Here is a 12,627-nt window from a genome sequence, read left to right on the forward strand (position 1 = left end):
GGACATTTCAAGCGTGTTGTGTCCTCCGATCTTCAAGGCCAATTCCCACGCACAAAAAAACCCGCATCACTGCGGGTTTTTTTGACGCTCAAGCCTTAGTTAACCTTAGCGTTCAACTCACCCTTCAAATACCGCTGATACATCGCTTCCAACGAGATCGGCTTGATCTTCGAAGCATTACCCGCAGTACCGAAAGCTTCGTAACGCGCAATACACACATCACGCATCGCCGTCACGGTAGCCCCGAAGAACTTACGCGGATCAAACTCGCTCGGATTGGTCGCCATCAAACGACGCATCGCACCGGTAGAGGCCAGGCGCAGGTCGGTGTCGATGTTGACCTTGCGCACGCCGTACTTGATACCTTCGACGATTTCTTCAACCGGCACGCCGTAGGTTTCTTTGATGTCACCGCCGTACTGGTTGATGATCGCCAGCCACTCTTGCGGAACCGAGGAAGAACCGTGCATCACCAAGTGGGTGTTGGGAATGCGTTTGTGGATTTCCTTGATGCGGTCGATGGCCAGCACGTCGCCGGTAGGCGGCTTGGTGAACTTGTAGGCGCCGTGGCTGGTGCCGATGGCGATGGCCAGGGCGTCGACCTGGGTCTTCTTGACGAAGTCCGCGGCTTCTTCCGGGTCGGTCAGCATCTGGCTGTGATCCAGCACGCCTTCGGCGCCGATGCCGTCTTCTTCACCGGCCATGCCGGTTTCCAGCGAGCCCAGGCAACCCAGTTCGCCTTCCACCGAGACGCCGCAGGCATGGGCCATGGCGACGGTCTGCTGGGTGACACGCACGTTGTATTCGTAGTCGGTCGGGGTCTTGCCGTCTTCGCCCAGCGAGCCATCCATCATGACCGAGCTGAAGCCCAGTTGGATGGAGCGCTGGCAGACGTCAGGGCTGGTGCCGTGGTCCTGGTGCATGCACACCGGGATGTGCGGGAATTCTTCGATGGCAGCCAGGATCAGGTGACGCAGGAATGGCGCGCCGGCGTATTTGCGGGCGCCGGCCGAAGCCTGGACGATCACCGGGGAGTCAGTCTTGTCAGCGGCTTCCATGATGGCGCGCATCTGCTCAAGGTTGTTGACGTTAAAGGCTGGGACGCCGTAGCCGAACTCGGCTGCGTGGTCCAGCATCTGACGCATGCTGATAAGTGCCATTAGTGTGTCTCTCCCGGTCGAGGGTCGTTAATCGTGCCAGCCTGCCGGAGCGGCGGCGGCTATTCAAGTCATTGCAGGTCGGGGGTGGGTCCGGCCTGTGTGTTCGGTGAAACAAAATCTCGAAACTATAAGAGGCCCCTGTGGGAGCGAGCCTGCTCGCGATGAGGGCCCGACAGTCAACATCACTGATGCCTGATACATCGCTATCGCGAGCAGGCTCGCTCCCACATTGGATCTCTATTGAATCAGTCAGCCTTGCAGCCCCGGCCAATCAAGTCATTGGTGGCGACCCAGTAAACCAGGCCTTCCTCACCTTTGACGTGAAACGCCAGCATGTCGTCGCTGTACAGCGTACCCGATGCGCCCGGCTCTTCCTTCAGGTGATAGACCTGCTCGGCACCGCCGAGGCGAACGTCGACTTCCTTGCGGGTGTCATCGGTATAGCGCCACAGCACCTTGGCCTGACTGTCACAGGTCCAGGTTGTCCAGCCCTCTACCACAGGCTCGGACGAACGAAACCGATCCAGCTGCGCACAACCGGCCAGCATTGCCAGCGCCACAACGGCGATAAAGCCTTTCATCCGTGTTCCTCGACTGACAGCGCAAGCCGCCAGCCATGAGTTAATGAGTCAGACCCGTCAAGGGCAACCATGTTCCTTGGCCGGGACCTGCGTCTCGTATTTGTCCAGGCCGTCCGGCCCGGAACGCTTATTGAGCACCGGGTTGGTTTCGGCCTGCCACTCGGCCTGGTAGCAACCTGTTTTCGGCTCGCTGGGAGTGACCGCTTCCGGTGCGGCTTGCGGGTGGCTCCCGCAAGCGGCCAGGGATGCGGTCAGCAATAAAAGCGCCAACGTCTTGACCATCACAACACTCCTTTGCCTGGTCAACGAAACCTCAGGCCTTGGCCCGGCTTTCCAGGACTTCCACGGCTGGCAGTACTTTGCCTTCGACGAATTCGAGGAACGCACCGCCGCCGGTAGAAATGTAGGAGATCTGCTCGGCCACGCCATATTTATCGATCGCCGCCAGGGTGTCGCCGCCGCCAGCGATGGAGAAAGCGTCACTCTCGGCGATGGCCTGGGCCAGCACTTTGGTGCCGTTGCCAAACTGGTCGAACTCGAACACGCCGACCGGACCGTTCCACAGGATAGTCTTGGAAGATTTCAACAGTTCGGCGAAATTGGCTGCGGTTTGCGGGCCAATGTCGAGGATCATGTCGTCTTCGGCCACGTCAGCGATCAGCTTGACGGTGGCGGTGGCGCCTTCGGCAAATTCCTTGGCAACCACCACGTCCACCGGCAACGGCACGCTGACCTTGGCGGCGATTTCCCGGGCGGTGTCCAGCAGGTCCGGCTCGTACAGGGATTTGCCGACCGGGTGACCGGCCGCAGCAAGGAAGGTGTTGGCAATGCCGCCGCCGACGATCAACTGGTTGCACACCTGGCTCAGGCTGTTAAGCACGTCGAGCTTGGTGGAAACCTTGGAGCCGGCAACAATGGCAGCCATCGGCTGGGCCGGGGAGCCCAGGGCCTTGCCCAGTGCGTCCAGTTCGGCGGCCAGCAGCGGGCCAGCAGCGGCCACTTTGGCGAACTTCGCCACGCCGTGGGTCGAACCCTCGGCGCGGTGGGCGGTGCCGAACGCGTCCATCACAAACACGTCGCACAGGGCTGCATACTGCTTGGCCAGTTCGTCAGCGTTCTTTTTCTCGCCTTTATTGAAGCGCACGTTTTCGAACAGCACGACATCGCCGGCCTTCACGTCCACACCGCCCAGGTAGTCAGCCACCAGCGGTACGTCGCGGCCCAAGGCTTTGCTCAGGTAAGCGGCGACCGGCTTGAGGCTGTTTTCCGCCGAGAATTCGCCTTCGGTCGGACGGCCCAGGTGGGAGCAGACCATCACGGCCGCGCCTTTTTCCAGGGCCAGCTTGATGGTCGGCAGCGAAGCCAGGATACGCGCGTCGCTGGTGACAACACCGTCCTTGACGGGGACGTTGAGGTCTTCGCGGATCAGTACGCGCTTACCTTGCAGATCGAGGTCGGACATCTTCAACACGGTCATGGGTCGCAATTCCTGGGTAACTGTTTAGAGAGCAGGTTTTTTAGAAGCGGTTTGCAGGTAATGCTCGGCAACGTCCAGCATTCGGTTGGCAAACCCCCATTCGTTGTCGAACCAGGCCAGGATGTTCACAAGCCGTGGCCCGGATACCCGGGTCTGGCTGGCATCGACTATGGCCGAATGTGGGTCATGGTTAAAATCACAGCTGGCATGGGGCAACTCGGTGTAGGCCAGAAGGCCTTTGAGCGGACCGCTGGTGGCGGCTTCGCGCAAGATCCGGTTGACCTCGGTGGCGTCGGTATCGCTCACGGTCTGCATCGTGATGTCGAGGCAGGACACGTTGACCGTCGGCACCCGCACGGCTTTGGCCTGAATTCGCCCCGCAAGTTCCGGCAGCAGCCGTTCAATGCCGCGCGCCAGACCAGTGGACACCGGAATCACCGACTGGAACGCCGAGCGGGTCCGCCGCAAGTCTTCATGGTGATAGGCGTCGATCACAGGTTGATCGTTCATCGCCGAGTGAATGGTGGTGATCGACACGTATTCCAGGCCAATGGCCTGGTCCAGCAGGCGCAACAGCGGCACGCCGCAGTTGGTGGTGCAGGACGCGTTGGACACCAACAGCTCGTCGCCGCTCAGGCAATCCTGGTTCACGCCGTAGACAATGGTCGCGTCGACATCCGCTTCGCTGGCCATCGGCTGGGAGAACAACACCCGCGGCGCGCCGGCCGCGATGAAGCGCTGGCCATCTTCACGGGTGTTGTAGGCGCCCGAGCATTCAAGCACCAGGTCGACACCCAAGGATGCCCAATCGATACCTTCGGGGGTGGCACTGCGCAGGACTTTCACGCAATCGCCATTAATGTGCAGACAATCGCCCTCGACCCGCACCTCGCCCGGAAACCGGCCGTGGGTGGAGTCAAAGCGTGTCAGGTATTCGATGCTGGCCATGTCGGCCAGATCGTTGATCGCCACAATCTCGAACCCGGCCTTGGCCCCTCGCTCGAACAACGCACGCAAGACGCAACGACCAATCCGGCCGTAGCCGTTGAGTGCAACTTTGTAGGGACGCGGTTGGGGCATGGGGTTCTCTGACTTGGGTGAATCCATCAGGGCAGCGTTGCCTGAGCCATCGCCATCGCGAGCAAGCTCGCTCCCACAGGGTCGGTGGAGATCCTTGTGGGAGCGAGCTTGCTCGCGATGGCGTCAGCCCGGACGACGCGACTTCGGATCAGTCTTCCAACAGCTCTTCAGCCTGACCCAGAATGTTTTCCAGGGTAAAGCCGAACTCCTCGAACAACGCCGGCGCAGGCGCCGATTCGCCGTAGGTGGTCATGCCGATCACGCGACCTTCCAGGCCGACGTACTTGTACCAGTAATCGGCGTGAGCGGCTTCGATGGCGATCCGGGCGCTGACTTGCAACGGCAATACCGCTTGCTTATAGCCGGCGTCCTGGGCATCGAACACGCTGGTGCACGGCATGGACACCACACGTACGTTGCGGCCCTGCGCGGTCAGTTTGTCGTAGGCCTGGACGGCCAGGCCGACTTCGGAGCCGGTGGCGATCAGGATCAGTTCAGGCTCGCCAATGCAGTCCTTGAGCACATAGCCGCCGCGGGTGATGTCACCGATCTGGTCGGCATCGCGGTTCTGGTGCTGCAGGTTCTGGCGGGAGAAGATCAGCGCCGATGGACCGTCGTTACGCTCGATGGCGTATTTCCAGGCCACTGCCGATTCCACGGCGTCACATGGGCGCCAGGTGTCCAGGTTCGGCGTGCAGCGCAGGCTTGCCAGTTGCTCGATCGGCTGGTGAGTCGGGCCGTCTTCGCCCAGGCCGATGGAGTCGTGGGTGAACACATAAAGCACGCGCTTCTTCATCAGGGCCGACATGCGCACTGCGTTGCGGGCGTATTCCATGAACATCAGGAAGGTTGCGCCGTAAGGCACCAGGCCGCCGTGCAGAGCCACACCGTTCATGATCGCGCTCATGCCGAACTCACGAACACCGTAGTACATGTAGTTGCCGCTGGCATCTTCGGCGCTGACGCCTTTGCAGCCCTTCCACAAGGTCAGGTTGGAACCGGCCAGGTCGGCCGAACCGCCGAGCAGCTCCGGCAGCAGCGGGCCAAAAGCGTTGAGGGTGTTCTGGCTGGCCTTGCGGCTGGCAATGGTTTCGCCTTTGGCGGCGACTTCAGCGATGTAAGCCGAGGCTTTTTCAGCGAAATCGGCAGGCAGCTCACCGCTGAGGCGACGGACCAGTTCATTGGCCAGCTCAGGGAATTGCGCGGAGTAGGCGGCAAAGCGCTGGTCCCACTCGGCTTCGGCGGCACGGCCTTTTTCCTTGGCGTCCCACTCGGCATAAATGTCGGCCGGGATTTCGAACGGACCGTGTTCCCACTTCAACGCAGCGCGGGTCAGGGCGATTTCCTCGGCGCCCAGTGGCGCGCCGTGGCAGTCTTCCTTGCCTTGTTTGTTGGGCGAACCGAAACCGATGGTGGTCTTGCAGCAGATCAGGGTCGGCTGGGCGCTCTTGCGCGCCGTCTCGATGGCGGTCTTGATTTCTTCCGGGTCGTGGCCGTCGACATTGCGGATGACCAGCCAGTTGTAGGCTTCGAAACGCTTGGGGGTGTCGTCGGTGAACCAGCCTTCGACTTCGCCGTCGATGGAAATGCCGTTGTCATCGTAGAAAGCGATCAGCTTGTTCAGGCCCAAGGTGCCGGCCAGGGAGGCGACTTCGTGGGAAATGCCTTCCATCATGCAGCCATCACCCAGGAACACGTAGGTGTGGTGATCGACAACGTTGTGGCCTGGGCGATTGAACTGCGCCGCCAGGACTTTTTCCGCCAGGGCAAAGCCCACGGCGTTGGCCAGGCCTTGGCCCAGTGGACCGGTGGTGGTTTCCACGCCTGGGGTGTAGCCATATTCCGGGTGGCCCGGAGTGCGGCTGTGCAACTGGCGGAAATTCTTCAGGTCATCGATCGACAGGTCATAACCGGTCAGGTGCAGCAACGAATAGATCAACATCGAGCCGTGGCCGTTGGACAGCACGAAGCGGTCACGGTCGGCAAACGACGGGTTGCTCGGGCTGTGCTTGAGGTAGTCGCGCCAAAGCACCTCGGCGATATCCGCCATACCCATAGGGGCACCGGGATGGCCGCTGTTGGCTTTTTGCACGGCATCCATGCTGAGTGCACGGATGGCATTGGCACGCTCACGACGGCTGGGCATCGCTGATCTCCTGGGTTTTGAATTGTGAAACTGAAAAAAGGCGAGCATTTTCCCTCACCCACCCGCCCCGGGGCAATGACAGATAGTCATCCAGAGGCTTTTTTCCGGTGGATAAAGTCGCAATCGCCAGGTGAAACCTTTCCGCTGAAGGTTTGTAGAGTCAAGCACGCCTTGGGAAGTGCCTTTTATCGAGCAATATCAAAACTTTTTGATATTGACCTTGCGGTGATCCATACCCCTCACTAGACTGCCGCCCTATGAATTTACGCGTGCCTTCCATTCGCCATGACGATTGCGATGAGCTGGCGGCCCTTTGCAAGGCCGGCGGCGATCCGCTGCGGCTCAATGTATTGCGCGCCTTGGCCAACGATTCGTTCGGCGTGCTGGAACTGGCGCAGATCTTCGGCATCGGTCAATCCGGCATGAGCCACCACCTCAAGGTCCTGGCCCAGGCCGACCTGGTGGCGACCCGTCGTGAAGGCAATGCGATTTTTTACCGCCGCGCCCTGCCCCATACCGATCTGCTGGGCGGCAAGCTGCATGCCGCGTTGCTCGAAGAGGTGGATGAGCTGGACCTGCCGGCAGACGTGCAGGCCCGCATCGCCCAGGTACACGGGCAGCGAGCCGCTGCCAGCCAGGATTTTTTTGCCCGGGTGGCCGAGAAGTTTCGCGCCCAGCAGGACCTGATTGCCGGGTTGCCGCAATACCGTGAAAGCGTCGTGGCGCTGCTCGACAAACTGGGATTCGAGCCCACCGCCACGGCCATTGAAGTCGGCCCTGGCGACGGCGCGTTTCTGCCGGAGCTGGCGCGGCGTTTCAGCCAAGTGACCGCGCTGGACAACAGCCCGGCCATGCTCGAGCTGGCACGCCAGGTGTGCGAACGTGAAACACTGGCTAATGTCAGCCTGCAACTGGCCGATGCCTTGAATGGTGTGAGCCTGCAGGCCGATTGTGTTGTATTGAACATGGTGCTTCACCATTTCGCCGCGCCGGCCGATGCGCTCAAGCACATGGCCGACTTGCTGCAACCGGGCGGTAGCCTGTTAGTGACAGAGTTATGCAGCCACAACCAGAGTTGGGCCAAGGAGGCCTGCGGTGATCTCTGGCTGGGGTTTGAACAGGACGATCTGGCCCGTTGGGCCACCGCTGCGGGCCTCGTGCCCGGGGAAAGCCTCTATGTGGGCTTACGTAATGGTTTCCAGATCCAGGTCCGCCATTTTCAGCGACCGGCTGGCGACACTCACCATCGGTAACTTGTAGGAAAACATCGAGATGAGCGAATACTCCCTTTTCACCTCCGAGTCCGTGTCTGAAGGGCATCCGGACAAAATCGCCGACCAGATTTCTGATGCGGTGCTGGACGCCATCATTGCTGAAGACAAGTTCGCCCGCGTGGCGTGCGAAACTCTGGTGAAAACGGGCGTGGCGATTATCGCTGGCGAAGTCACCACTTCAGCCTGGGTCGACCTGGAACAGATCGTCCGTGACGTCATCCTGGGCATTGGCTACAACAGCTCCGACGTCGGCTTCGATGGCGCGACCTGCGGCGTGATGAACATCATCGGCAAGCAGTCCCCCGACATCAACCAGGGTGTTGACCGCGCCAAGCCTGAAGACCAGGGTGCCGGCGACCAGGGCCTGATGTTCGGCTACGCCAGCAACGAGACCGACGTGCTGATGCCAGCACCGATCACCTTCTCGCACCAGTTGGTTCAACGCCAGGCTGAAGCCCGTAAATCCGGCCTGCTGCCTTGGCTGCGCCCGGATGCCAAGTCCCAGGTGACTTGCCGTTACGAAGGCGGCAAGGTTGTCGGTATCGATGCCGTCGTACTGTCGACCCAGCACAACCCTGAAGTGTCCTATAAAGACCTGCGTGAAGGCGTGATGGAGCTGATCGTCAAGCACGTACTGCCTGCCGAGCTGCTGTCCAAGGACACCCAGTTCCACATCAACCCGACCGGCCAGTTCATCATCGGTGGCCCGGTAGGCGACTGTGGCCTGACCGGTCGCAAAATCATCGTCGACAGCTACGGCGGCATGGCCCGTCACGGCGGTGGCGCGTTCTCCGGCAAGGATCCATCGAAGGTCGACCGTTCGGCAGCCTATGCCGGTCGTTATGTGGCCAAGAACATCGTGGCCGCCGGCCTGGCCGAGCGCTGCGAGATCCAGGTTTCCTATGCCATCGGCGTTGCTCAGCCTACCTCGATCTCGCTGAACACCTTCGGCACCGGCAAGATCGGCGATGACAAGATCATCAAGCTGGTTCGTGAAGTGTTCGACCTGCGTCCGTACGCCATCACCACCATGCTCGACCTGCTGCACCCGATGTACCAGGACACTGCCGCCTACGGCCACTTCGGTCGCACGCCGCAGACCAAGACGGTCGGTGACGACACCTTCACCACCTTCACCTGGGAAAAAACCGACCGCGCCGACGCCCTGCGCGCCGCTGCCGGCCTGTAAAAACTGCGGGTACGAAAAGCCCCTGGCGACTGGGTCGTCAGGGGCTTTTTCATGTCCGGCTCATACCCATTCAGGGGGGGTTAAGCCATGCAAGGATTTGTCGCTTGGGCACTTATCTGTGGGAGCAAGGGACCATCGACTTCAGGACCGTCGCGCCACCAGCAAGAACGAAGCCGCACTGGCCAGCAGCCCCGCACACAGGCGATTGAACAGACGTTTGCCGCTCGGCCGGGCAAACAGCCGCCGCGCATAAATCCCCATGTAGCAATACAACCCGATGGCAATGCACTCCAGCGCCAGGAACAGGCCGCCCAGCACGGCGAACTGCTGGGTGACAGTGCTGGCGCGGTCGACGAACTGCGGCAGGAAGGCGGTGAACAACAGGATCGCCTTCGGGTTGCCGATCGCCACCAGAAACTCCTGGCGTGCCAGGCGGGTCACGCTCATCGAAGTGACCGCCGTTTCAGCTCCGGTTTCTGGCTGCGCCCGCCACAATTGCACGGCAAGGTAGAACAGATAAGCGGCACCCACGAACTTGATCCCCAGGAACAACAGTTCCGAGGTATGCAGCACAGCGGTCAATCCCACCGCTGCCAGGGCAATCATGAGTGCAAACGCCAGCAACCGGCCAATGCCACCGCTGCACGCCCGGACGAAGCCATAACGCGAGGCGTTGCTGATGGACAGCAGGTTATTCGGCCCCGGCGCCATGTTCAGCGCGAAGCAGGCCGGGATGAAAACAGCGAGGGTCGTCAGGTCCATAGGGATGCACGCCTGGCAGAGCGGATCGAGCCCCCATTCTGCACTCGCCCCTGATGGGTTCAAGGCACAGTTGCGCAACCAAATCACGCTGCACTGTACCGCCACGACTTCGCTATCGCCCCCTGCAAAATCCGGTAACGCTCCCAGCCTCGCACCTTCTGTGACAGTGACTAGCCTTCAAGCACACCACCAAGCAAGGATGCTTCGATGCTGCCGTTATCACGCCTATTGGCCTGTCTTATATTCATCTGCTCCCCTGTCATTGCCGCGCCTTGTCCCGACTGGCCCCTCGGACGCGCCCAGGCGGAAATCACCGCCCTGCAACAGCGAATCGATTCGTGGGATGACAGCTATCACCGTCTCGGCCGATCACTGGTAGCCGATGAACTCTACGATCAATCCCGCATCCAGCTGGGCCATTGGCGCGACTGCTTTGACCTTGTGACACCCAGTTTTCCCCTGCGCACGGCGGGCGGGAAAGTGCCACACCCGGTTGCACACACCGGCCTGGACAAACTCAAGGATGCCGACGCGGTCAAGGCGTGGCTACAAGGCCGAGAAGACCTGTGGGTCCAACCGAAAGTCGATGGCGTGGCCGTGACCCTGGTCTATCGCGGGGGGCGCCTGCATCAGGCGATCAGCCGCGGTGATGGTGCCCAGGGGCAAGACTGGACCTGGGCTGCGCACAAAATCAACGCCATCCCGCAACGGCTGAATCAGCCATTGGACCTGGTCGTTCAGGGTGAGCTGTACTGGCGGCTGATTGCCCATGTCCAGGCCAGCAACGGCAGTCTCAACGCCCGGGCGACCGTGGCGGGGCTGATGGCGCGCGCGAATTTGACCGCGCAAGAAGGGGCGGACATCGGCCTGTTTGTCTGGGACTGGCCTGACGGACCGGCCACGCTGCCCGAACGGGAGACGACCCTGCAGGCGCTGGGCTTCGCCGACACCATCGGCTACAGCCAGCCCGTTCAGGCATTGGCCGACGTCGAGCACTGGCGCAACCACTGGTATCGCACGCCCCTGCCCTTTGCCAGCGATGGCATCGTCCTGCGCCAAAGCCGCCGCCCACCGGCTGACCGCTGGCAAGCCCGGGCGCCGTTCTGGAGCGTGGCCTGGAAGTACCCCTATGCCCAGGCCCTTGCCGAGGTGCGCAACGTGCGCTTCAAGATCGGTCGTACCGGGCGCATCACGCCCGTGCTGGAACTTGAACCTGCCATGCTCGACGACCGACGAATCCGCCGCGTGAGCGTCAGCACCCTCAAACGCTGGGAGCAAATGGACATTCGTCCTGGCGACCGGGTCGCCATCAGCCTGGCCGGGCTGACCATTCCACGCCTGGACAGCGTCGTGTTGCGTAGTGTCGAGCGCCAGGACGTGAACGCCCCAGCGGCAGCCGATTATCACTTTTTAAGTTGCTGGCAGCCGACACCCGGCTGCGAAAGCCAGTTCCTGGCGCGCCTGGGCTGGCTCAGCGGCAAGCACGGGTTAGCCCTGCCCCATGTCGGCCCGGGCACCTGGGAAAAACTCCTGGCCGCCGGTCGACTCAATGGATTGCTGGATTGGATGACCCTCGATGCCGACGAGCTTGCTAACATTGCCGGCTTCGGCGAACGCAGCAGCGCCCGCTTGCTCGACAGCCTGCACAGCGCCCGTCAACGTCCGTTTGGGCAGTGGCTCAAGGCTCTTGGCCTGCCACCCACCGGCGAGGTCCGGCTGGAAGGGCCATGGCAGGTGCTTGCCGAGCGCGACATCGAACATTGGCAAGCCGAAGCCGGTATCGGCCCGGGACGCGCCGCGCAACTGAGGGCTTTTTTTCGCGACCCACAGGTGCTGGCGTTAAGTGAAGTACTAAGGGGTGCCGGGGTCGACGGTTTTTAATCCAGGTCCCACAGTTGAACCCAAGGGGTAAACATGCGCTCCAACAGCGCATCTATACCAACCGTTCGCGAGTTTTCACGGAGTTGCTATGAATTTCCTGTCTCCTATCGCACTGCTGACACTATGCAGCGCTATGGCCGCCCCCCTGATGGCAGCCGAGCAAACACCGGAGCTCACCGGCTGCGCAGCTAAGCGCCAGGGCATCATCAATCAAATCGAGCTGGCCAAGTCCCGCGACAACAAAGACCAGCAAGCCGGCCTGGAAACAGCATTAAGCCAGGTCACCACCCATTGCACCGACGCGTCCCTGCGCAAGGAACGTGAAAACAAGGTTCTTGAAGCCAAGCACGAAGTAAACCAGCGTCAGGCCGATCTGGACAAAGCCATGAAAAAAGGCGACGCGCAGCGGATCAACAAACGCAAGGACAAGCTGGCGGCTTCGCGCAAAGAGTTGCAGGAAGCGGTGGATGAGTTGGATAAGTAAGCTGCAAGTTTCAAGCTGCAAGCCCCAAGCTTCACACTTGCAGCTTGCAGCTAAAAACTTGCAGCTGCCCCTACTCAATAATCCCGAAACTCTTTATGGCAGGCACTGCACGCGTCCTCTACTTTCTGCACCGCAGGCCCCAGGTTGCTGGCCCTGTACGGCTGGACCTTGCTGGCGGTTACCAACTCACCGGTGGCGGCTTCAAGGCTGCGGGCCAGTTCCTGGAAACGCGCCTGTTTTTGCCAGACCTCATCCCGGGCACTGGTGTGGTCTTCTTCACGCACTTGCGGGAAATGCTTCCACGGCTCGCGGGACAGTTGATCAAGTTGCACCGCGCCCTCGGCAAAGCGCGGGCCGTCGAACGGGATGCGACCGCGCAGCATGCCACCGAGCTCTTCGTTGGTCTTGAGCATCTGCTTGAAGATCGCTTTGCGTTGGCCCAGCGGGGAATTGGGATCGACACCGCCACAGGCGGACAACATCAGGCAGGCCAGCACGGCCATGGAAAATCGTTTTACAAACATCTTGGCCTCGGAGCAGGAAACGGCGGTTAGTATCCTCGGGTCATCGGCAAAGACCAATAGCCCTATTAT

At 61.1% G+C, this 12,627-nt stretch carries 12 protein-coding genes; 4 read left to right on the forward strand and 8 right to left on the reverse strand.

Going from position 1 to position 12,627, the window contains the following annotated elements; genetic code table 11:
• Window positions 1-95 precede the first annotated feature (95 nt).
• The 6 genes from fba to tkt form a co-directional block, all read right to left on the reverse strand.
• Window positions 96-1,160, reverse strand: coding sequence for a class II fructose-bisphosphate aldolase (gene fba / locus QOM08_RS26175; RefSeq protein WP_003177554.1), 1,065 nt, complete (start codon window positions 1,158-1,160; stop codon window positions 96-98).
• 245 nt (window positions 1,161-1,405) lie between these two features.
• A complete protein-coding gene (locus tag QOM08_RS26180) occupies window positions 1,406-1,741 on the reverse strand; it encodes an MliC family protein (protein ID WP_047230408.1) in 336 nt (111 codons plus the stop codon).
• A gap of 57 nt (window positions 1,742-1,798) precedes the next feature.
• Window positions 1,799-2,023 carry a hypothetical protein gene (locus QOM08_RS26185; protein WP_139048966.1) on the reverse strand — a complete coding sequence of 75 codons (225 nt, stop codon included), beginning with the start codon at window positions 2,021-2,023 and terminating at the stop codon, window positions 1,799-1,801.
• 31 nt (window positions 2,024-2,054) lie between these two features.
• On the reverse strand, window positions 2,055-3,218 hold the full coding sequence (locus QOM08_RS26190) for a phosphoglycerate kinase (RefSeq protein WP_139048965.1): 1,164 nt from the start codon (window positions 3,216-3,218) through the stop codon (window positions 2,055-2,057).
• A 24-nt stretch (window positions 3,219-3,242) separates the two neighbouring features.
• On the reverse strand, window positions 3,243-4,298 hold the full coding sequence (gene epd, locus QOM08_RS26195) for an erythrose-4-phosphate dehydrogenase (protein WP_160893965.1): 1,056 nt from the start codon (window positions 4,296-4,298) through the stop codon (window positions 3,243-3,245).
• A 148-nt stretch (window positions 4,299-4,446) separates the two neighbouring features.
• Window positions 4,447-6,444, reverse strand: a complete 1,998-nt coding sequence (gene tkt / locus QOM08_RS26200; protein WP_047230412.1) for a transketolase — start codon at window positions 6,442-6,444, stop codon at window positions 4,447-4,449.
• Between the two features lie 257 nt (window positions 6,445-6,701).
• Between tkt and QOM08_RS26205 the strand changes: the two genes are divergently transcribed.
• Together QOM08_RS26205 and metK are read left to right on the forward strand one after the other, a co-directional pair.
• Entirely contained in the window at window positions 6,702-7,697 is a 996-nt protein-coding gene (locus tag QOM08_RS26205) for an ArsR/SmtB family transcription factor (RefSeq protein ID WP_047230413.1), read from the forward strand.
• A gap of 19 nt (window positions 7,698-7,716) precedes the next feature.
• A complete protein-coding gene (metK, locus tag QOM08_RS26210) occupies window positions 7,717-8,907 on the forward strand; it encodes a methionine adenosyltransferase (RefSeq protein WP_047230414.1) in 1,191 nt (396 codons plus the stop codon).
• Window positions 8,908-9,048: 141 nt separating this feature from the next.
• Here the strand turns inward: metK and QOM08_RS26215 are convergent, their stop codons facing one another.
• Entirely contained in the window at window positions 9,049-9,669 is a 621-nt protein-coding gene (locus tag QOM08_RS26215; RefSeq protein ID WP_139048963.1) for a LysE family translocator, read from the reverse strand.
• A gap of 207 nt (window positions 9,670-9,876) precedes the next feature.
• Here QOM08_RS26215 and ligB point away from each other — a divergent pair, with 207 nt between their 5' ends.
• The gene (gene ligB / locus QOM08_RS26220) at window positions 9,877-11,550 is read left to right on the forward strand and encodes an NAD-dependent DNA ligase LigB (RefSeq protein WP_188251834.1); all 1,674 of its coding nucleotides are present in this window, start codon (window positions 9,877-9,879) and stop codon (window positions 11,548-11,550) included.
• Window positions 11,551-11,638: 88 nt separating this feature from the next.
• Complete coding sequence (locus tag QOM08_RS26225; RefSeq protein ID WP_047230417.1) at window positions 11,639-12,034, forward strand: DUF1090 domain-containing protein; 396 nt, start codon at window positions 11,639-11,641, stop codon at window positions 12,032-12,034.
• A 74-nt stretch (window positions 12,035-12,108) separates the two neighbouring features.
• Here the strand turns inward: QOM08_RS26225 and QOM08_RS26230 are convergent, their stop codons facing one another.
• A complete protein-coding gene (locus tag QOM08_RS26230) occupies window positions 12,109-12,558 on the reverse strand; it encodes a c-type cytochrome (protein WP_047230418.1) in 450 nt (149 codons plus the stop codon).
• Between the last annotated feature and the right edge of the window lie 69 nt (window positions 12,559-12,627).

Source organism: Pseudomonas sp. P105, assembly GCF_032614175.1.
Taxonomy (GTDB): domain Bacteria; phylum Pseudomonadota; class Gammaproteobacteria; order Pseudomonadales; family Pseudomonadaceae; genus Aquipseudomonas; species Aquipseudomonas rhizophila.